Below are 20,676 nucleotides of genomic sequence, written 5' to 3'. Positions count from 1 at the left end.
TCACAAACTTCAGATTTATTTACTTACATCGAAGTTGTAGTTATAAATTATTAATTACAAATATATCATAAGTTATGGAAAAACCAAGCTATCTAAATTTTGATAATAAAAATTATAAATGGAAAAATGATATTGATTATCGTAAATGCCTGGAAAGTTATAGAGTAGGTAAAGGTGAGCAAGGAGTATTAATTTGTCAACCATATAAAAATGAAATTTTGCCTTATTGGAAGTTTAAAACTCCTAAAATTGCTAAAGAAAGTAGTGAAAAAATATATGAAATATTTTTAAAATCCTTAGAGGATAATGATTTTGTTGGAGCTGATATGGCTCGTAAATATTTGCAGATGGGTTTTACTAGAAGTAGACGTTATGCTAATTATAAAGATGGGAAAAAATATGACAAAGAAAATGATTATAAGAAATTAGAAAGAGGAGGAGGGATCCAAAAAAAGTGAAAAGTGCCGATATATTTTTCAAAAAATGGCAAAAGGCAGAAGATAATAAGAAATATAAAAAGATGAAAATAGAATGGAAAAAACGATATGGGTAAATATTAGCTTTACCAAGTTAGTTTTTTTAGATTATAGTAGATTAATAGAGGATAGATTATGACTAAAGATGAAATTGCGGAGCTGTTTAAAAAATGTCTTGCTCTTCATAACAGATATCAATATCAAGAGGAAAAAGACAATTTACGAAAATTCGTTGAAACTGATCCTGAAGAACTTTCAAATTTTATTGAAACTTATAATAAAACTGAAAAATATAACAATAGGGAAGCTGAAGTTTTTCATAGCTTAAGTTCTATTTTAATGGAAAAACAATAAGATAATGCGATTAAATCATTAAAGAAAGCTATGGAACTAGATCCAAGTAAAGCATACTACCACGAAGAGCTTTTTAATAAGTTACATAGAATAAATCCAGAGGAAGCACTCGCTTCTATCAAAAGAGCGATAGGGTTAAATCCAAATAAAAAATCATTATATGAAGACCTTATTATTTTGTTAAAAAAGCAAATTATGATGAAGAAGCAGCAAAAATTACTGAAGCAATTCAAGATTTCCCTAAAAACATACCTAATTTGGTATTAGATACTGAGGAAACAAAGGATGTGTATCCATTAGGTTTGGCACAGGAATAACTGTATCAAAACGTGGGTATTTACGAGTTTTTCACTGTCATCTAGTTTGCTTGCTAACTAAGTCTAGAAAAAATAACTTCAACATTGTTACTACACTATATGTTTTGCTGGATCCCGTGAATAAATCACGGGATGACACAGAGAGGAATAATAGTCGCACAACACCCGTGACGGTCACATCAAAACAGTTTCTTTAATCCTTTTTGTAGCAGTTTGTTTACAGGATCTGCTTGTTGGTTTTCCTGCGGAGGGCTGCTTTGTTCCTCTGCATTTGTATCTTTTTTCTTTCTAAGACCTAAAGCATCTTTAATAATATTTTCAGGTTTCTTCTCCCCGCTTTTTAAGTCTTTAATAACGCTATTAAATACGTTTTTAACTAAATATGTTTGAAGGGCTTGAACGTCTAATTTATGCTGCAGATTATTTATGAATCCGTATAATTTAACGGCTATAGGCGGTAAATCCCCAATAGTAACGCTTGCACTAATATCCATCATATATTGCGGTAAGTTAATTTGACCGCTTGCATTTGCTTTGGCAGGTGAAGCATCTAAACTACATTCATTTAAATTAAGCTTGCCATTCGCTATATTTCCGCTGGCAATTAAATTTTTGAAAGATGTGGATCCGCCGCTAAAGGAGCTGTTAATAAGTCGCAATACTCCTTCGGTATTTTTAGCATTATTTACCGCATCTGCAATTCGGTTTAAATCAAATCCGCTTATTTTCCCGTTATCGCTATTTATGTTAAATTGTCCATTTAGATTATTAACATATGTATAAACGCTATTACCGTGAGAAGTAAGATCCGCTTTAAAGCTTAGTCGTCCATCGGTTATTTTTATTTTGCCGGATTGTGGAGTTAAATTTTTGAGATAGGCATTTTTAAAATCGATTTTGATTGAAGCGTTTTGATCTTTTCCTGAACTCACATAACCGGTGCTACTTAGTTCGCCACCGTAAATGCTTGCATTAACTGAAGTAATGTTCAGCGTGCCGCCGCTGATATTTAATTTTGCTTTTAAATTATGTATGATTAATGAGTCGTTAGTTAATTTATCAATATTTGCGGATAATTGCCCTTCAATTTCATTTAAAAATCCTAAGTTAATAGGATTGTTTGACCAAGGAGAATTATTTTTAGCTGTAGGTGTATTTTGAGTAGTAGGGCTACTAGTTTTACTTGGATTAGCAGTAGAGTTGTTGCTTGAAGTAATTTTCTCTAAATTAACTAACGGGCTATATAAGTTAAGGTTAACATTTGGCTTCTGAGCGGCTAAATTAATATCTCCTTTAATAGATATATTAGTATTAAAAGCGGATATTTTATTATTAATATGGAAAGTATCTTTAATTTTTTGTACTTCCCCGTTTAACTGCAGCACCCCAATCTTACTTAAATTACTTACTCCCATAAGAGACATAAACGACTCAAAATTATTAATTTTTAGATTGTGAGAAATAGTTATATCTTGTGCTAAATTTTTAAGCTCAATATCTCCTGTTAGATTACTATTTGCCGCCGATAAATTAATATTTTGCAGCTTTATTGCTGGGGAGTTATAAATTACATTAGAAGTAGCGTTCAGTTTTTGGTTAATAATAGGAGGTAATTTATCAGTCTTTAGTTTTAGAGCATCAAGTATAGGTTTTAAACTATCAGCTTGTAGCATAATATTTGTCTTATCTAAATTAGAGTTAATCTCGGTTATAATGTTACCAGGATTGATAATAATATTTGATTTTAGGTTATTACGCTCTATATCATAATTTACATTTGCTAGTAATTCTATATTTGGATAATTAAGTCTAGCATCTTTGATAGCTATATTTTTACTATCGGCAGTAATTGCCGTAGTTAGCTCATAGTCATTTTGTAAGTCAGCAGGCATACCTAAAGTTTTAGTATTGCCTTTAATATTTGCGTTACCTATAAAAGAATTATTTTCGCTATCAAACTTTCCTTCGATTTTAATTTTTTCACCGGCAACATTAATATTGGCACTTAACGGAATTATTTTTCCAATTTCTTCAATATTTCCCTCTATATTAATCTGCTGTTCTAAAGCCTTTAAAGCTAAAGTAAAGTCTATAGGACCTTTAAGGCTTTTAATTTTAGTATCTAAATTAATATCGTTAAATATTTTCTCACTATTTTTTTCTATATATATTACTTTGCCGTCTATAATTTTAAAATGACTAATCAAAATAGGAAGTTCTAATTCACTATTAGCATTAGTAGATTCTGTAGAACTAACGTTATTTTCTTTAGGGTTATTATTAGATGTAACGAATTGCCAATTTTTTTGTCCGTTATTCAAGATTTCTAGATTTATAGTTGGTTTTTGCAGTTCTATAGAATCTACTTCAATTGCTCCTCTAAAAAGAGGGAAAAGCCTTAATGATGCTTTAGCACTTTCAACGGAAACTAGATGAGGTGCTTTTGTGCCGTCTATGGATGATAATTTAATTTCTGATAGTGATACTGCCGGATTTGGTAATAAAGATAATTTTATATCGCCGTTAATAGTTAAATCTCTATTTGTAGCCTCTTTGACTTTGTCTATTATTACTCCTTTATAATTATTTAAAGGAATAACAATTAATAACAATATTATACTTATAAATATAATAAGTGAGTATTTTAAAGTTTTAGGCATAGAGCTTAACCTTCTATTTATATATATATTGATTATAGTATTTAAGGATTAATTGTCAAATTCATATAATTTACTCAATTAAAGATTAAAATAATTATATTACTATTGGGACCATATGGTAAAGTAGGAGGACATCATCCATATGCTAAAAAAGCTTTTGAAGGTAATATTAATTATGATCCTAAAAAAGGCTTTGCTATTAGTGAAGAGTTTATACTAAGAAATGAGATAGATCATTATAAAATAACTGCTGCACAAAGAAAATTATTTGGAGAGCTATATAAAAGCGGTAGACAAATACTTTACAAGAGCATACACGTATAGCAGTTGAAGCTTTAAAAGCGGGTGGAGCAACAGAGCAACAAGCGCGAGTATTGTAGCTAAAGCTTTACAACAGTCAAGGAAAGATAAGGTATTGGCACCTACTAATATTCCTTGGTATAATAAAAACAAAAACTATTAGATAAATTTGGAAGTGTATATGTAGATTTTGTACGTGATGGTGTGCTAACACAAATGCTTAGCATTTTAAATAACACAACTAAAGCAAATAAAATTTTAGCTCAAAAAGTTAATGAGATATCAAATGAAAGTAAAGAAATCATAGAAATAATTGTACAAGAAACCTTGGATAGATGCCTCCACTATACTTTATGTATGCTACAAGAGTATGAAGATGAAATGGCATTAATTATGTATGACGAAGATCATAATCAATACTCCTTAGCTGACATTAGCGATGGTTTATGCGGAGAATTATATAGTGAAGATGGTTGGATAGCAAAATATTCTAAATACCCCAATTGGAAGACGATAGAAAATATTATAGAAAAATAATCATTTAAAGCTGATTAAGGAAAAGTAAACCAGTAAAAGCATCAAGTATATCAGAAGAAGTGGTAATTAATTCTCAAGGTTCTATTAATGTCGAGATTGAAGCTGGTAAGAAGCCTGCATGGCTGAGTATGCTTGAGGCAAGACAGGGTGGCAGAATGTAAATATAAATGAGATACAAGGCGAGAATAACTGGGAGAAGAAAGTGCGTCAGTTAACGACGCAAGGGCAGGTGCTGATAACAACAGCAGTTACGGCAGCAACAACTGGTGCAGGTAGCACTATTGGAGCCGGAGCAGTAAGCAGTGCGATAGCAACGGGGATCAGTGGTTTTGCATCTAACTTAGCGGTAAATACGATCAATAGCGGCAGTAATGTAGGCAAGGGACTTAAGTCTGCAACGACTAAGGAAAGTTTAAGATCGCTCGGTAAGAATATGCTAGCAGCCGGTGTTACAACCGGAATAATGAACGGAACCGGTTTTGGAAATGTAAATTCAGCGTTAATGTACGCAATATGGCAATTGCCGAGCAAACAGGTAACCCTTACATAGCGGCACTTGCGGGCGGAATGGGTGAGGCGTTGAGCGGTCTTACTTCTTCCCTGGGTCATGAGTTCTCCGGCATAGGTCCAAGCAGCACTGGCTTATCTAACTGGAACGATACTATAGTTGCTGCTGCTACCATGCTTGTTGGCACCTCCGCCGCCGATATGCACATGGCAACCGCAGTCTCATCATCTGTTGTGGAGTATAATGATATATTACACCAAGAGCATCTAGTGTATTTATAGTATCATACATCAATAATATTTATGTCTAAAAAGCTTAAGCATTCTATGTCATTCCCGCTTTCGCGGGAATGACATAGAATTAGTTAATATTGGTATTAATTATATAGAATTAATTTTATGCTATACTTTGACCAAAATTAGTCAAAATGATATAATAGAAATAGAAAAAATACTTAAATCACATTTGAACCCTGAAGAAGGAGAACAAATTATGGGCAATATAGTGGAACGTTGGCTGCAAGAAGGTATATATATAGGTGAAATGAAATTAGCAGAGATGGCAAAAAAAATGTTAAGGAAAAATAAGCCTTTAGACGAAATTATTGAATTTACCGGTTTTACAAAAAAAGAAATTGAAGAATTACAAAAACAACTCCAAAAATAGGAGATTTAAAAACTACGGTAAATTATTCAAGCTTCTCTTTGATAATTTAAAATCACATAATCTTTAGTTATAACAGGAAAAAATTCTTTATTGAAAGGTAATAATTCGGTTGTTTGATCTGAAAATTCTATTTCAATTATGTCACCGGCACCAAAGTTAAGAATATTTTTAATTTTGCCTATTTCTTTATGATCTTGGTCTAATATCGGTAAATGATTTAAATCCGCTATATAAAATTCATCTTCTTCTAGTTCCGGTAAACTTGCTCTTAAGCAAAATATTTTATAGCCTTTTAAATTTTCAGCTTCATTTCGAGTAGCTATATCATTAAATGTACAAATTAATTCTCCTTTGGCATTTTGGCTAATTAGCTTAATATGTATATTTTCTCCTGACTCATTTACTAAATTTCTTTCAAGTATTTTTGTAGCAGGGTCGGTAAAAGATTTTAAAATTACATGACCTTTAATTCCGTGACATGATTTTATTACACCGACTAAAATTAAATTTTCTAAAGAATTCATTAATTTGCCTTTAAATTTTGATAATTATATATAATAATATATTTAAAAACTTTTTTATAGACATGATAAAAAAAATAGCTGCTGGCATCATAATTTGTTTCTCATTATTATTATTTATAATTTTTGGTGCATTATCGTTTGTTAACTATAATTCGGTTACTAATAATTTTACCAGTCATTTAGGAATTGCAAAAGAAAATATCGGAAAAATAAAGATGAATAAATTTCCTTTACCCTATTTAGTTATTGAGACGATAAGAGAAGAAGGAAAGTTAGATTTAGAGCAGATTAAAATTCATTTTTCATTATGGTCGCTTATAAAATTTAATCCTAAAATTAATAAAATAGATATATTAGATGCTAAATTTTATTCAAATTCTAATGTATTAAATATTTATAATCATGAAGAGTTAATAAAGAATTTCTTTAAATATAAATTACAAAATATAAATCTAAATGTTACTAATCTAAGTATTATTAATAAACAAGATTATTCTATTTTAAATTTTAATAATTGTATATTTAAAAAAGAAAATGCTGTATCGTCTAATTATATATTTAAAACTACAAGTAACTATATAGGTAAAATTTCAGGTTCAATTAATAAACATGACGATACAGTAGATTTTAGTCTTAATATTGATAATAATGATTATGGTTTTAAGTTATCACAAATTTACAAAGATTCTAAGCTTACTAGCGGTAGCGGTGAATATCAGATTAAAAATTTAGCATCGGTAATGTATAATATATTACCGGATTTAAACCATCTTTTTAATAAATTTAATCAAAATGAGGCAGTAAACGTTAAATTTAATATTTCAAATAATGAAGATGAAATAGAGCTAAAAGACATAGTAATAGCATCGTCTTTTATTACCGGTAATGGATTTGTTAACATTGCTAAAAATGATAATATTACTACTAATGTGAAACTAAATTTTCCTAAAATAGATTTAAGTTCGTTAATTTCTCCAAATGTAGGGGTAACATTTAATACTTCTTCTTCAAATATTAGATTTATTTTTGCCGATAAATTACTTAAAGCAGACTTGGCAATTAACGAAATAATTTTAAGTAATAATGAAGCACTAGAAAAAATAGTTTTTTCTTCTAACTTATCAAAGGGTACTTTAAAGATAAATGAATTTTCAGGTAATATTAAGTCAGGTGGGGAATTTAAGCTTACAGGTAATGTAACACAGAATGCCGTTAGAAGTATGTTCGATGGACAGCTATATTTAAAGCACAACGATATAAATTCGTTACTGAATATTTTAGGATTTAACGACGTTACTATTAAAGAAGCTATTCCTTTTAGCTTGTCATCGGATTTAAAACTCACTTTAATAGATTTATTTTTTAAAAATTTATTACTCAAAACAGATAATTTAAATTTATCAGGAAATTTTTCTAGTAAATTTATTGCTCAAACACCTCGTTTAGATGCTACGCTTAATATATCTTTGCTTGACTTAAGCAGTAGAACGTATCCAATAATTTCGCCGCTTATCGAATTTACAAAAAATTTAACTAAAGATATGAAAACTTTAGATTATCCCAGCAAATTTATTCCTATTAGAACAATAGGATATTTAGCTAATTTAGATATTTTAATAGATAGCGTTAAGTATAACGATCATATATTTGACAAAATGAATTTGCTTGCTAAAATCGTACCGGCTAATATAAAAATTAGTAATTTAGATTTTAAAACTGCTAACAGCTATTTATCAACTAGCTGGAACTTGGATGCATCGAGTGTATTACCGTCTTTGATCGTAGAAATTAAGGACGGTAATCTTACTACTGATTTATTATCACCGGCAGGAATGCTTAATTTAAGAAATAAATTAATAAATGATTATAGTCTAGATAAAGCTACATTGCAATTTTACGGGACATTATCAACATTATCACAAAATGATTTAATATTGAAAAATGTTAAATTTTATGTAGCAAATAATAATAATCTATTACAATTTAATAATATTGAAGCAGAATTATTAGGCGGTAAGCTTCAAGGTAGCGGCAATATTTTATTAGAACCTTATTCTATAAATTTCGTATATGCTTTAAATACAATAGATTTAAACAAAGTCTCGGCTCTTATGCCTAAAATATTTACTGCAAGTAGCGGAAAAGTAAGTATAAGCGGTAGTTTAGGGACTAACGGTAACACTCTTCAAAGCCAGCTATATAACCTTACTACAAAATCACAATTTGCTATAAACAATATAGATGTTAATAATTTTGCAATTGATTCTTTTATAGAAAAAATTAATACAGCTGATTATAAGGTACAAAATTTAGATCAAGAGATAAATAGTGCTATAACCACAGGACAAGAAAATATTAGAGGCATAAGCGGTGATATTGAACTACAAAAAGGTATTGCCCTTTTAAAGAAAGTAAAATTTGCAACACAATATAGTAGCGGTGCGGCCTCTTTTGCAGTTAATATATATAATTTTGATATGTATGCATCGAGTATTTTATCATTTTATGTACCGGCAAGGCGTGTTAAGTTAAATACCTCAAATACGAGTTCCGATAAAGATAGTTTGGCACATCTTAATATAAAAATGCAAGGGAGTATTTTTGCTCCTAAGAAAACTTTTGATAGTAGTGAGCTAAAAAAATTACTTATACTACAAACAACTGAAGACAAAACTACTACAGATAACCATTAAAAAATAAAAATAAATGACTAATACTAAAACTTTAGAAGAAAATATTAGCTTTGAAGAAGCTTTAAAAGAACTTGAGGAAATTGTTAAAAAAATAGATAACGGACAAGAGAGTCTAGAGACGGCAGTTAATAGCTTTGAAAGAGGTATTTTACTTAAGAATCATTGTGAGAAAAAACTAAAAGAAGCTCGGTTAAAAATTGAAAAAATTACTAAACTTGCTGATTCTACGGTGGTCTTAGAAGAGACGGAAGTGTAGTGTTGACATAAAGCATACATTGTACTAATATCGTAAGATGACAAAGAAATGTAATGATAGCTTTTCTGCTGAAAAAATTATAAGTTAATAAGTGAGCGAAAGGTAAGTTTTGAAGAAATAATATCAGTTATAGAAAGTAATTGTTTATTGGATATAATAAAACATCCAAATCCTAATAAATATTCAGCAGGACATGGTTAATAATACCTATGGTTAATCATATAATTGACTTTATCTACACCGTTCCTAATATTGTTTTGATGAGTTTTTGTGCGGGATGTTTATATTTAACAAAATACATTATTCCTAATAATTTTCAAAAAAAAGAGCTTGGAAGTTTTGGCGGGTTTTATCGGGTGTAGTCGGTAGTATGTATGCGGTATCAACCGGTTTTGTATTAATTTATTTACTCGGTAATTTTAATAAAGCACAAGAAGGGGTGGTAGCAGAATCTATAGTGTTGATGAGGCTTGCAAATAGTGTAGGTTGGCTTCCCCATGAAATGAGACCTGCAATTTATCTAGATATTAAAAATTATACCAAAGATGTAATGCAGTGTGAATGGCAATTAATGAAAGACGGCAAGAAAATCGGTCATGAAGCTCTTAGTTTCCTCCAAGATATTAATAAGCGACTACAAGCTTATAAAGCAAGCGAGCAAATGCAGCTATTTACTAAGCAGGAAATCATTGAGGAGATAAAAGAGCTTTATACCGTAAGGTATAACAGGATTAAAATGTCCTATTTTTCCTTAAATATTCAATATTGGATAGTTGTATGTATAATGACCGCTATTAATTTAATTTTTGTCTGTATGCTTGGTACTAAACTTTATCTACATAAGATTTCGGTTGGTTTAGTTTGTATCACTTCATCATCAATGCTTTTTTTATTATTTACATTAGACAAACCTTTTCGAGGTTCTTTCGCCGTAAATCAATATGACCTTATTGAGGCTGTACATTATATTGAGAGATTAAATTAGTGATATCTGTAACAACATAACGCCACAATTTATCCGTGCCTTTGGTAATACCGATGCGGGTAGTAGTAGAGTAGGGGAGTTTTAAACCAATATCGCTGACAAAAAATTCGTTGTTATTTATAAGATTACATTTATTATGAGAAGTATTAATTCCTAAATATTTGCATAATTTACCCGGACCGTTGAGGTATAGATTTTCAGGCGAAATAACATGTACGCCTCTTATTAAGGTCGCAGCAGGGAAGCCTTCACTTTCAGTTACGAAATTTAAACAATAATACATTCCGTAAATTAAATAGACATAGCTAAAGCCTGCAGGACCAAACATTATATCCGTTCTTTTAGTCCGCCCTCTTGCTGCATGGCAAGCAGGATCATCCTGTCCTATATAGCTTTCAGTTTCAGTAATGATAGCTGTCTTACCTTGGAAATAAAGAGCTTTACCGATTAACTCAGTGCTTACTAGGTTAGTATCTCTTGCAAAAAATTCACGAGGTAAAGGATTTAAATTCATTTCACTATAGTATTTATATTTATGATCCTAGCAAAGCATATAGATGTCATTCCTGCGAAAGCAGGAATCCAGAAAAAAGCGAAATTATTTGAGCTTTTAATTCTAAAGTTTAGTGTGTTTATACCTTTTAGTGGCTGGATTCCCGCTTTCGCGGGAATGACATCGAACTTCTGTATCATGCAATAAAACCCCATTATAAAACGGTTGGCATTTGATGATTCTTTTAAAGGTAAGCCACAAGCCTTTAAGTGTGCCGTGTGTTGTTATAGCTTCTTTGGCATATTCTGAACAAGTGGGGCGAAATCGGCAATTATTGCCAAGTAGCGGGGAAATGAAATATTGATAAAACTTTATTATTAATAAGAGTATTTTACTCATTTTGCAGCTTATCTATAATAGTTTCCATTGTTTCTTGAGTTAGATCTTCATAATAATCATCATTGATTTGTATGACCGGAGCGTTAACGCATGCTCCTAAACATTCTATCTCGCTTAAAGTAAATTTTTGATCTTCAGTAGTTTCTTTGAGTGTTACACCTAATTTCTTTTCACAAATTTTCATTATATCATCACTACCACGCAGCCAGCAAGGAGTAGTAGTACATACTTGAATATGATATTTACCGACGGGCTTTAAGTTAAACATAGTATAAAATGTTGCAACTTCATAAGCCCGCATATAAGGCATTTCTAACATATTTGCAACATATTCGATAGCAGGCACGGGCAGCCAACCGCCATTTTGACGTTGTGCTAGATCAAGCAGTGGAAGTATGGCACTTCTTTTACCTTTCGGCGGATATTTCTTTATAATCTCTTCTGCTAGATTTAAATTTTTCTTATCAAATATAAAATTTGTGTTCATATATCTCTTATATTATTCCTGTGTGGATCGATTTTCCCGCTGTCATCCCACGACTTGATCGCGGGATCCAGTTAAAAAATACTAGTATTTTTATTGTTTTTCTGGATACCGTGGTCAAGCCACGGTATGACAAATTTGGCATTTTCTGATCCATGCAACAATGCCTGCTCGCAATGACGACCTATCTATCTATCTCACCAAATACTATATCAAGTGTGGCTATAATAGTAATAACATCTGCCATTAAATGACCTTTAGACATAAAATCTAGTCCTTGCAAATGAGCAAAGCCTGGGGCTTTAATTCGGCATCTATAAGGTCTGTTATTGCCGGTTGAATATAAATATACTCCGAACTCGCCTTTAGGAGCTTCTACTGCTTTGTAGGTCTCGCCGGCTGGTACGTCATATCCTTCCGTATAGAGCTTAAAATGATGAATCATTGCTTCCATAGATTCTTTCATTTTAGCTCTTGTCGGTGGTGTTAATTTAGGATCATCGGTTTTAACTGCACCTTTCGGCATTTTTTCTATACATTGCTTGATTATCTTAACAGATTCATACATTTCAAGCATACGAACGAAATATCTGTCGTAACAATCACCGTTTTTGCCGATTGGTACTTTAAAGTCCATTTCATCGTAAACGTCATAAGGGTTTGACGTGCGTAAATCCCAAGCTATACCCGAACCTCTAAGCATCGGTCCTGAAAACCCCCAGTTCATTGCCTCTTTTTGAGACACAACGCCGATATCTACTAAACGTTGTTTCCATAATCTATTTTCATTTAGTAGACTTTCAGTATCGTGAAGTTTAGGAGGAAACTGCTCTATGAACTTATCTATATCCTCAAGTAAACCATCGGGTAAATCTTCTGCAACTCCGCCGGGTCTGAAGTAGTTTGAATGCATACGAGAGCCGGAAACACGCTCGTAAAATTCCATGATCTTTTCTCGCTCTTCAAAAAGCCATAATAGAGGAGTAGTAGCACCGATATCTAAAGCTTGGCTGCTGATATTTAAAGTATGGTTAAGAATTCTTGTTAGCTCTGAGAATAGCACCCTGATAAACTGAGCTCTTCGTGGGACTTCGCATTCTAATAACGACTCGACAGCTAAAGCAAATGCATGTTCCTGGCACATTGGCGAAACATAATCAAGGCGATCAAAATAAGGTATAGCCTGCAAATATGTTTTATGCTCAATAAGTTTTTCCGTACCACGATGAAGTAATCCAATATGAGGATCGGCGTTATTTACTACTTCTCCGTCCATCTCAAGTATTAACCTTAAAACTCCGTGAGTTGCCGGATGCTGCGGACCAAGATTTAGAGTTATAGTTTTAGTGTTGTTAGTCATAGTATCCGTCATTGCGAGGAGCCGTAGGCGACGTGGCAATCCAGTTAAATAATTTCATCATATAAATCTTTCCAATTTACATTCATTTGCTCAATTAAATTAAGCTTTTTTGCTCTTGAGCCTGATTTAATTTGTTTTTCTCTAGTTATTGCAGAATCCATAGTCTCATGAATTTCATAAAATACTAGCATTTTACAACTATATTTTTTACTAAACCCATTAGTTGTATTATTTTTGTGTTCATATATACGTTTGATAAGATTAGAAGTTACTCCTAAGTAAATAGTACCGTTTCGTTTATTAGCAATAATATATACAGTTATACAGTCGGTTGTTTCATAATTTTTACTGGATTGCCACGCTCCTTGCAGTCGCTCGCAATGACGACTTGGGTATCCTCCTCGCAATGACGTTGTTACTTCCCAGCTTTCTCATCCCCAGGCAATATGTAAGTCGGGCTGTGCCAGTGAGAGCTAAAATCAAACTCGCGATATTCTATGTCTAAATCGACCGGTTCATAAGCTACTTTCTTTAGCGCCTCATCATATTTAACTTGCGTATAACCGGTTAACGGGAAATCTTTACGTAATGGATGCCCCTCAAATTCATAATCGGTTAGTATTCGTCTTTTATCATCATTGCCATCAAAATTTATCCCGTACATATCGTAAACTTCACGCTCATACCAACAAGCGGCACTAAATATATTCATTGCCGAAGGTATAGTTTCTTTTTCAGATATATCTACTTTTATTATTAAACGCTTATTTAATTTTAAGCTTAGTAAATTATATACTACTTCAAATCTTTTATCTCTTTCAGGAAAATCAGAGCCGAATAAATCCGTAAGTACAGTAAAACGTAATTCTTCCGATTCTTTTAAAGCTTTTAAAAACGTTAATAAAAAATTCGGCGCAATTTTATAAGCTAAATAATCCTTAACTGTGACCGGAGTTATTAAAATACTAGATTTAGCTGCAAGTTTTTCAATGAGTTTGTCTAGCGTCATACTTAAAACCTGTAGTGCGTTTAATTTTTTTCTGTAGCTGCATAAGCCCGTAAATTAATGCTTCGGCAGTAGGAGGGCAGCCAGGGACATATATATCAACCGGTACGATTCTATCACAGCCACGCACTACCGAATAGGAAAAGTGGTAATAGCCGCCGCCGTTAGCACAGCTACCCATTGAAAGCACCCATTTAGGCTCAGCCATCTGATCATATACTTTACGTAGAGCCGGTGCCATTTTATTAGTAAGCGTTCCTGCGACTATCATAAGGTCGGACTGCCTTGGACTTGGTCTAAATAACATACCGAAGCGATCCATATCATATCTGCTTGCTGCTGCCTGCATCATCTCAACAGCACAACAAGCAAGTCCAAAAGTCATAGGCCATAAGGAATTAGTTCTCGCCCAGCCTATAACGTCATCAACTTTAGTGAGTAAGAATCTTCTATTAGAAAGCTCATGGTTTAATAATTCGTCTTCTTGATAAAAGTTATTATGCATGTTTATTCTTAATAAATTAAATACAGTAAATTAGTCATTCCGTACACGTCATCCCGTGGCTTGTCCAGCTTTGTTGCATGGATACCGAATCGTCATTGCGAGCAACTGTAAGGAGCGTGGCAATCTCATGAAATAATGAGAAACTCCTGAGATTACTTCGTCAAAACTTACAGTTTTTCCTTGCAATGACGGAAAAACCGATCCAGGCAACAAAGCTGGACAAGCCACGGGATGACCCCAAGTATTTTTATTACCAGTCTAAAGCTCCTTTCTTCCATTCATATATGAACCCGATAGTAAGTACGAATAAGAAAAATATCATTGAGAAAAAGCCTATTTTACCTATTGTATTAAGGCTAATAGCCCAAGGCACTAAAAATGCGATTTCAAGGTCAAAGATAATAAATAAAATAGCAACTAAGTAAAAACGTATGTCAAATTTTGACCTTGCATCACTAAAAGGTTCAAAACCACACTCATAAGGCTCTAGCTTATCTTTATTATATTTCTTTGTCGATAATAGGTTAGGTAGAATCATTATTAAACCGGAAACCAATACCGCAATACCGAAAAATATAGCAATCGGTAGGTATTCTTGTAAAAGCTCTGAGTTTTGTAGCATATGTTTTTTATTATTTAATTTCTGTGTCATACCATACAAAATGTCATCCCGCGACTTGATCGCGGGATCCAGACTTTTTAAATTTTGTTCTGGACCCCGTGGTCAAGCCACGGGATGACACAGTGGGTTTTACCGGTCCACGCAACAAAGCCTACTCGCAATGACGTAGGTTTAATGACACTTATTTCTATATTTACCTCAAATAGCATCAATTATCAACGACAATATCAGGTTTAACTAGTAACTTCATTAAAACTAGTACCCAAATACTGCTTGATATCCACCATATTTGCCAAATATTATATGAAATCATGCCGATAATGTAGTAATTTATAAAACATGCATAAGAAGCTGACCTAAAATTATTATTCTTTATTTTATCAATTTGTTTTAAGTATTTATAGGTTAAGCTTAAAAATAATATTAAACCTATTATACCGAGTTCAAGAGTAATTTGTAATATATTATTATGAGGATGAAGCGGCAAAGGATGCCATTTTTCACCTTTATAATCGATCATTTCACTATCATTGACTTCGATATATTTAGAAGAAGCAAAGCCATAGCCTAAAATCGGCTTTTCGATGATTTTGTTTGCGACGAAATGCCAAATAAATAAACGATGAGCAGCTGAAGGCTGAGTAGTTAAATATTTTTCAGATAAATATTGCGGTTCTATTTGTTTAGCTATAACGGGGAATAGTAATGAGCCGGTAATTAAACTTATTGCAATTAATTTGAAAAATATCGGCTTTATAAGTCTTGCTAAAATAAATATTACTCCTCCTATACCGAAACCTAAAAAACTTGCTAAACTATCGGAAATACTTAATAAATAAAGCACTAATATATATAGCATTAATGCATGTCTTCTTTTACTAGACCTCTTCGGACACTCTATTTCTAGAGGTAATTTGTACGTCGATCCGGTACTTGAATCCTCACGTACATTTGAGTACGCTGCGGTTCTGCGTTCTGTGTCTCCTCCAAATTCCTCTCTATAAGCGAGTTTCCGAAGAGGTCTACCGTTAGAGAGTAAAATTATAATCGCTACCCAAGCAGTAATTGAAAGTAAAGCACAGCCCCGATCTAACATATATAAGCCAAAACTAGCTTTGAATATTCTTGTTAAAAAACCATGAGAAGAATATTCGATGAAGAATAATAATATTGCTGTGAGAATTCCGAATATTAAGGCTTTTTTAAGCTGTAAGCGATTTTGAAAAGGAGCAGAATTACTAACGATAAATCCAAGGAATAAGAGTATGAAAACTTGAGTAAAAGTAGCTAAGCTATTAATAGGATGAATTGCGAATAAACAAGATATAAAGCACCAAGCGGTGAATAATAGTTCGGTTTTTATGTCATCCCCACGAAAGCGGGAATCCATTTTATTGTTTCTAGATTCCTGCTTTCGCAGTAATGACATAGACATTTGTGGTAGGGTATTCCGTACAACAATACTTAGCAAAAAAATTGTAACAGTAGCTGCAGCTGATAAGCCCGCAAGCATCCCAAAGCTTGGAATTAAAAATATTAAACTTGAAATTAAATATTGCATCTAAAAACAATCTTTAGCAAAAATTTCATAGATTGGGTGTTCAAACGTTGAAAGTGAAATGCTTGAAGAAATCATCCATCCTTGAAATAGTAAATTAGGATCTTCGTCTATTTTATATTCTGTTATGGTCATCAACAAATAATTATCTTCATTATACGGATCAAGATTTTTTATACATTTATGTAATTTGATTTTTATATTACCGAAATATTTTTCTTCCCCGACTTTAAAATCTATCTCTTCAGAAGTAGCGGTAATTTTATTTAATGCAATAATTTTACCGTTTGTGTAATTCTTAAATTCAGAACTATTATTAATATTATCGTTTGGATTTAAAATAGGATGATTTTTATCAAGAGGGATTACATCATTTTCAATATCCTCGGTTGTAGTAACCGACTCTAAATTTTCTGCGAATATAGGAAAATTAATGCATATAGTAATGATAAAAATAATTTTTAGTAATTTCATAAATAAACATATTATTTTTCAAAATTATATACTATAGGGGATTAATGGCAATGATAATTTATGATATATGTCATACCGTGGCTTGACCACGGGATGACAGTAAGTCACAGTATGATATAATAACATGCTCCACTCTAAAGAACTCTTAAATTCTATTTTACGGCAGGATTTGTACAGTTTTATAATTAAGGTATTTAATACTATCCGGAGCAGAGTATTACCCAAGTAAACATATAAGAATAATTACCGATTATTTAAATGCCGTGCAAAGCGGTGATATTAATCGTTTAATCATTAATATACCGCCAAGGAGTTTAAAGTCTATTTGTGTTAGCGTTGCTTGGCCTGCTTATTTACTTGGGGCAAGTTCCACAAAAAGAATTATGGCTACCAGCTATTCTCAAATATTTAGCATTAAACACTCACTAGATTGTCGGTTTATTTTAAATTCCGATTGGTATAAGGAACTTTTTCCAAGTATTATCCTTAGTAAAACTCATAATCAAAAAAGTAAATTTTTAATGACAGCTAACGGCTTTAGATTTGCAACATCGGTCGGAGGATCGGCAACAGGCGAAGGCGGTGATATCTTAATTATCGATGATCCTCATAATCCTACGCAAATTCATTCTTATAAAATACGTAAGAAAGTTATAGATTGGTTTGAGCAAACTTTTGTTAGCAGACTAAATAATCGTAATAAGGGAGCGATAGTTTTAGTTATGCAGCGTCTTCATACGGATGATTTATCCGGTTATCTACTTAATAATAGCAATTCATGGCATCATTTAAAAATTCCGGCGATTAGTATTCAAGATTATTCTTTTAAATTAATGAATAAAGAATATCAATATCTTAGTGGTGAAGTATTAGACAGCTATAAAAAACCTCCTGATTGCTTAGCAAAGTTAGAGCAGGAAATAGGTAGCTATAATTATAATGCTCAATATTTGCAAGAACCTATAGCTATAGGGTCATCGCTACTTAATATGGAGGAAGATATTAGCTTTTATGAAAATTTACCTTCAAGATTTGATTATTTTGTACAAAGTTGGGATACGGCAATTAAGATTTCCGAAGATTCCGATTATAGTGTTTGCACTATATGAGGGGATTCTTGAGCAGCAATATTATCTAGTATCATTAGTACGGAAAAAAAATTAATTATCCTGAGCTTAAGAATTTGACGGAAAAATTAGCTAGAGAATATCAGCCAAAATTTATATTAATCGAAGATAAAGCAAGCGGTCAACAATTGATTCAAGATATAGGATTTTTAGGCGACAATATTAGAATGATCAGGATTAAGCTAAGATTTGATAAAGTTACAAGATTCGCCTCGGTAGTTCCTTTATTTCAATCAGCTAGTGTTCTAATATCCAAACAATCAAGCATAATTTTAAAGGAATTATTGAATTTTCCCCATTAAGAATGACGATATAGTAGATTCAGTTAGCCAGTTCTTGAATTTTATGAAGGATAAATTGTTTAAATATCCTACAGGGATTAGGAGTTTAATATAAAAGTAGTTGCTTTTTGTATGGATGCTGGTAATATTACAGCGGTTTAGTAGTGGCTTTAAAAACGTCATTGTGAGGAAATTGCATAGCAATTGACGAAGCAATCTCAGGAATTTTGTGCTACTTCATGAGATTGCCACGTTCCTTACAGTTGCTCGCAATGACGATGGACATCATAAAAACAACCAAGGCTGGGTAGCAAAGTGGTAATGCCGTGGACTGCAAATCCTCTATTCGTCGGTTCGATTCCGACCCTGGCCTCCAATATAGAAATTAAAACATTTTATGGAATTTATTTCGCAATTCCTAGAAATGCTTTTAGCCGAGAGAGCATTGTCAAAAAATTCCATACTTAGCTATAAGCATGACTTATTCAATTTTCAAAATTATCTTGCTAAACAAAAATTATCAGAATTAAATATTACCACAGAGAATGTTAGAGATTGGATTGAGTATCTAGCAACTAATGATTTGCAAGCACGCTCAATCAACAGAAAAATCTCAACTATAAAAAGTTATTATGAATTTTTAATTAGCGAAAACCATACCGCTTTTAATCCGGTTCTTAACGTAGATTTGCCCAAATATCAAAATAAACTTCCCGAAATATTATCTATAGATCAAATTAAATCGTTACTTGAACATTGCTCTCAAGATAATTCTCCTGAAGGTATCCGGCTTAATGCTATGATTCATTTGCTTTATGCTAGCGGTCTTAGAGTCTCGGAGCTTGTTAATCTTAAGCTTGCTGATATTCTGACTAATAAAACGTCTAAAGGAGAAGTAAGAAAAGTATTTTCGGTACTTGGTAAAGGTAATAAAGAAAGAGTCATAGTAATAAATGAACAGGCAGTTATCAGTATTGCTAAATATCTTGCAATTAGAGATGTTTTTGTGAATAAAGCTAAACCAAAAAATCTAATTTATTTATTTCCCTCATCAGCTTTAGCAGGTTATATGACTAGGCAAAATTTTGCTATTCTGTTAAAATCTGCTGCCCTTTATGCAGGACTTAACCCTGAGCATATTTCTCCGCATATATTACGTCACAGTTTTGCAAGTCATTTGCTTGAGGGCGGAGCAGACTTAAGAGTAATTCAAGAGCTACTCGGTCACGCTGATATATCCACTACCCAAATATATACTCATCTTCAAACTAATCATCTAAAAAAAGCATTATTGCATCACCCCCTTAATAAAAATTAATTTATCTTAATCTTTTATAAAGTGCTTGTTAATATTTTTTAAACTAAATATAATACGCCTTTTTAATTTAAGGCATAAATTATATGAAGCTAAAAAAAATTATGATCTCTTGTATTAGTAAACCTAGAGAAATTAAAAAAAAACATCCTAGATTAGATCAAAAGAAAGAAGCAGGATTCAATGTTTGTTCCGGGTTAGAATACGAAAATCAAGAAGTAGAATCTAGCAACTATTATGAGTTAGTTAAAAAAATTCAACAAGGAGAAATAACTTTAGAAGTTCTAAAAAATTTAAGGACATTAAAAGTAGATGATAAAAAATCTTTTCTAGCAGATGTGAAAGGTATTATATCTAACAATAGGTTACATGAACTTAATGGAAAAATAATAGAACATGCTTTAGATTTAGTTGATTCTAAAGATTCAACTTTTTTACTCCGTAGGACAAAAGAGGATAGTATATTTCGAGATCTAATATATTTAGAAGCAAAAGGAAACAAGTTTACTGTAGAAATTGATAAAAAAGGAACTTTGAAAATTAACTTTCCTAGCGGGGTACTTGAGCTTTACAAGCTATTAATTGATAATTTTTATTTGAAAAAATTTGAAGAAGAGGAATTACAGAAAAAATTATATCAAGAATTATTACCTGATTTCAAAATTTCTTTTGAAAAACTAATTGAAGAAGAGGAATTACAGAAAAAATTATATCAAGAATTATTACCTGATTTCAAAATTTCTTTTGAAAAACTAAATTTTTTTGAGAATTTATTG

Annotated in this window: 26 protein-coding genes, 1 tRNA gene and 2 pseudogenes; 15 read left to right on the top strand and 14 right to left on the bottom strand. The window is 32.0% G+C overall.

Annotated features, from left to right (window positions below; translation table 11 throughout):
* Nucleotides 1–74 precede the first annotated feature (74 nt).
* From D6968_RS01095 to D6968_RS01085, 3 genes and pseudogenes are all read left to right on the top strand, one after another.
* Nucleotides 75–553, top strand: a pseudogene (locus D6968_RS01095) (DUF4385 family protein).
* Nucleotides 554–611: 58 nt separating this feature from the next.
* Nucleotides 612–830, top strand: a complete 219-nt coding sequence (locus D6968_RS01090; RefSeq protein ID WP_121542798.1) for a hypothetical protein — start codon at nt 612–614, stop codon at nt 828–830.
* A 30-nt stretch (nt 831–860) separates the two neighbouring features.
* Nucleotides 861–1,097, top strand: a complete 237-nt coding sequence (locus tag D6968_RS01085) for a hypothetical protein (RefSeq protein ID WP_121542796.1) — start codon at nt 861–863, stop codon at nt 1,095–1,097.
* 229 nt (nt 1,098–1,326) lie between these two features.
* Here D6968_RS01085 and D6968_RS01080 read toward each other — a convergent pair whose 3' ends face one another.
* Nucleotides 1,327–3,807: an AsmA family protein gene (locus tag D6968_RS01080; RefSeq protein WP_121542794.1), complete on the bottom strand. Its 2,481-nt coding sequence runs from the start codon at nt 3,805–3,807 to the stop codon at nt 1,327–1,329.
* Nucleotides 3,808–3,912: 105 nt separating this feature from the next.
* On the opposite strand from D6968_RS01080, the gene D6968_RS05405 reads away from it, so the two are divergent.
* From D6968_RS05405 to D6968_RS01060, 4 genes are all read left to right on the top strand, one after another.
* Entirely contained in the window at nt 3,913–4,131 is a 219-nt protein-coding gene (locus D6968_RS05405; protein ID WP_218564467.1) for a hypothetical protein, read from the top strand.
* A gap of 192 nt (nt 4,132–4,323) precedes the next feature.
* Nucleotides 4,324–4,644, top strand: coding sequence for a hypothetical protein (locus tag D6968_RS01070; RefSeq protein ID WP_141110517.1), 321 nt, complete (start codon nt 4,324–4,326; stop codon nt 4,642–4,644).
* Between the two features lie 229 nt (nt 4,645–4,873).
* Nucleotides 4,874–5,194, top strand: coding sequence for a DUF637 domain-containing protein (locus tag D6968_RS05625; protein ID WP_245969015.1), 321 nt, complete (start codon nt 4,874–4,876; stop codon nt 5,192–5,194).
* A 366-nt stretch (nt 5,195–5,560) separates the two neighbouring features.
* The gene (locus tag D6968_RS01060; RefSeq protein WP_245969014.1) at nt 5,561–5,818 is read left to right on the top strand and encodes a transposase; all 258 of its coding nucleotides are present in this window, start codon (nt 5,561–5,563) and stop codon (nt 5,816–5,818) included.
* A 26-nt stretch (nt 5,819–5,844) separates the two neighbouring features.
* Here D6968_RS01060 and rimM read toward each other — a convergent pair whose 3' ends face one another.
* Nucleotides 5,845–6,342: a ribosome maturation factor RimM gene (rimM, locus tag D6968_RS01055; protein ID WP_121542790.1), complete on the bottom strand. Its 498-nt coding sequence runs from the start codon at nt 6,340–6,342 to the stop codon at nt 5,845–5,847.
* 62 nt (nt 6,343–6,404) lie between these two features.
* On the opposite strand from rimM, the gene D6968_RS01050 reads away from it, so the two are divergent.
* The 3 genes and pseudogenes from D6968_RS01050 (at nt 6,405) to D6968_RS01035 (ending at nt 10,276) form a co-directional block, all read left to right on the top strand.
* Complete coding sequence (locus D6968_RS01050; protein WP_121542788.1) at nt 6,405–9,035, top strand: AsmA-like C-terminal region-containing protein; 2,631 nt, start codon at nt 6,405–6,407, stop codon at nt 9,033–9,035.
* A gap of 13 nt (nt 9,036–9,048) precedes the next feature.
* Nucleotides 9,049–9,291 carry an exodeoxyribonuclease VII small subunit gene (locus tag D6968_RS01045; RefSeq protein WP_008580037.1) on the top strand — a complete coding sequence of 81 codons (243 nt, stop codon included), beginning with the start codon at nt 9,049–9,051 and terminating at the stop codon, nt 9,289–9,291.
* Between the two features lie 260 nt (nt 9,292–9,551).
* Nucleotides 9,552–10,276, top strand: a pseudogene (locus D6968_RS01035) (bestrophin-like domain).
* Here D6968_RS01035 and D6968_RS01030 read toward each other — a convergent pair.
* From D6968_RS01030 to D6968_RS00965, 12 genes are all read right to left on the bottom strand, one after another.
* Nucleotides 10,239–10,790 carry a DNA-3-methyladenine glycosylase gene (locus D6968_RS01030; RefSeq protein ID WP_121542786.1) on the bottom strand — a complete coding sequence of 184 codons (552 nt, stop codon included), beginning with the start codon at nt 10,788–10,790 and terminating at the stop codon, nt 10,239–10,241. The pseudogene D6968_RS01035 and the gene D6968_RS01030 sit on opposite strands and share 38 nt — an antisense overlap.
* Nucleotides 10,791–10,892: 102 nt before the next feature.
* Nucleotides 10,893–11,168, bottom strand: a complete 276-nt coding sequence (gene yidD / locus D6968_RS01020; protein WP_121542782.1) for a membrane protein insertion efficiency factor YidD — start codon at nt 11,166–11,168, stop codon at nt 10,893–10,895.
* A complete protein-coding gene (nuoE, locus tag D6968_RS01015; protein WP_121542780.1) occupies nt 11,161–11,655 on the bottom strand; it encodes an NADH-quinone oxidoreductase subunit NuoE in 495 nt (164 codons plus the stop codon). Before nuoE ends, yidD begins: the two co-directional genes overlap by 8 nt.
* Nucleotides 11,656–11,662: 7 nt before the next feature.
* Nucleotides 11,663–11,809, bottom strand: coding sequence for a hypothetical protein (locus D6968_RS05620; RefSeq protein WP_245969030.1), 147 nt, complete (start codon nt 11,807–11,809; stop codon nt 11,663–11,665).
* A 27-nt stretch (nt 11,810–11,836) separates the two neighbouring features.
* A complete protein-coding gene (gene nuoD / locus D6968_RS01005; protein WP_121542840.1) occupies nt 11,837–13,012 on the bottom strand; it encodes an NADH dehydrogenase (quinone) subunit D in 1,176 nt (391 codons plus the stop codon).
* A gap of 44 nt (nt 13,013–13,056) precedes the next feature.
* Complete coding sequence (locus D6968_RS01000; protein WP_245969005.1) at nt 13,057–13,419, bottom strand: GIY-YIG nuclease family protein; 363 nt, start codon at nt 13,417–13,419, stop codon at nt 13,057–13,059.
* An 8-nt stretch (nt 13,420–13,427) separates the two neighbouring features.
* A complete protein-coding gene (locus D6968_RS00995; RefSeq protein WP_121542778.1) occupies nt 13,428–14,021 on the bottom strand; it encodes an NADH-quinone oxidoreductase subunit C in 594 nt (197 codons plus the stop codon).
* On the bottom strand, nt 13,999–14,523 hold the full coding sequence (locus D6968_RS00990) for a NuoB/complex I 20 kDa subunit family protein (protein WP_121542776.1): 525 nt from the start codon (nt 14,521–14,523) through the stop codon (nt 13,999–14,001). Before D6968_RS00990 ends, D6968_RS00995 begins: the two co-directional genes overlap by 23 nt.
* A gap of 250 nt (nt 14,524–14,773) precedes the next feature.
* Nucleotides 14,774–15,145, bottom strand: coding sequence for an NADH-quinone oxidoreductase subunit A (locus D6968_RS00980; RefSeq protein ID WP_032139652.1), 372 nt, complete (start codon nt 15,143–15,145; stop codon nt 14,774–14,776).
* A gap of 77 nt (nt 15,146–15,222) precedes the next feature.
* On the bottom strand, nt 15,223–15,357 hold the full coding sequence (locus tag D6968_RS06170; RefSeq protein ID WP_281269428.1) for a hypothetical protein: 135 nt from the start codon (nt 15,355–15,357) through the stop codon (nt 15,223–15,225).
* Nucleotides 15,354–16,706, bottom strand: coding sequence for a palindromic element RPE1 domain-containing protein (locus D6968_RS00970; protein ID WP_121542774.1), 1,353 nt, complete (start codon nt 16,704–16,706; stop codon nt 15,354–15,356). Before D6968_RS00970 ends, D6968_RS06170 begins: the two co-directional genes overlap by 4 nt.
* Complete coding sequence (locus tag D6968_RS00965; RefSeq protein WP_121542772.1) at nt 16,707–17,177, bottom strand: DUF2155 domain-containing protein; 471 nt, start codon at nt 17,175–17,177, stop codon at nt 16,707–16,709. It abuts the gene before it with no gap.
* Between the two features lie 263 nt (nt 17,178–17,440).
* Here D6968_RS00965 and D6968_RS05400 point away from each other — a divergent pair, with 263 nt between their 5' ends.
* The 5 genes from D6968_RS05400 to D6968_RS00940 all read left to right on the top strand — a co-directional run.
* Entirely contained in the window at nt 17,441–18,286 is an 846-nt protein-coding gene (locus D6968_RS05400; protein WP_245969004.1) for a hypothetical protein, read from the top strand.
* 74 nt (nt 18,287–18,360) lie between these two features.
* Complete coding sequence (locus D6968_RS05615; protein WP_177717136.1) at nt 18,361–18,606, top strand: hypothetical protein; 246 nt, start codon at nt 18,361–18,363, stop codon at nt 18,604–18,606.
* A 280-nt stretch (nt 18,607–18,886) separates the two neighbouring features.
* Nucleotides 18,887–18,961: transfer RNA gene (locus D6968_RS00950), tRNA-Cys, on the top strand.
* A gap of 21 nt (nt 18,962–18,982) precedes the next feature.
* Complete coding sequence (locus D6968_RS00945) at nt 18,983–19,903, top strand: site-specific tyrosine recombinase XerD (RefSeq protein ID WP_121542768.1); 921 nt, start codon at nt 18,983–18,985, stop codon at nt 19,901–19,903.
* A gap of 83 nt (nt 19,904–19,986) precedes the next feature.
* Nucleotides 19,987–20,676 (top strand): DUF5410 family protein (locus tag D6968_RS00940; protein WP_121542766.1); only part of this gene is annotated, 690 nt, incomplete at its 3' end.

It is taken from the genome of Candidatus Rickettsia colombianensi, from assembly GCF_003664375.1.
GTDB classification, from domain to species: Bacteria; Pseudomonadota; Alphaproteobacteria; order Rickettsiales; family Rickettsiaceae; genus Rickettsia; species Rickettsia tamurae.
This window is presented reverse-complemented; position numbering and strand designations above follow the sequence as displayed.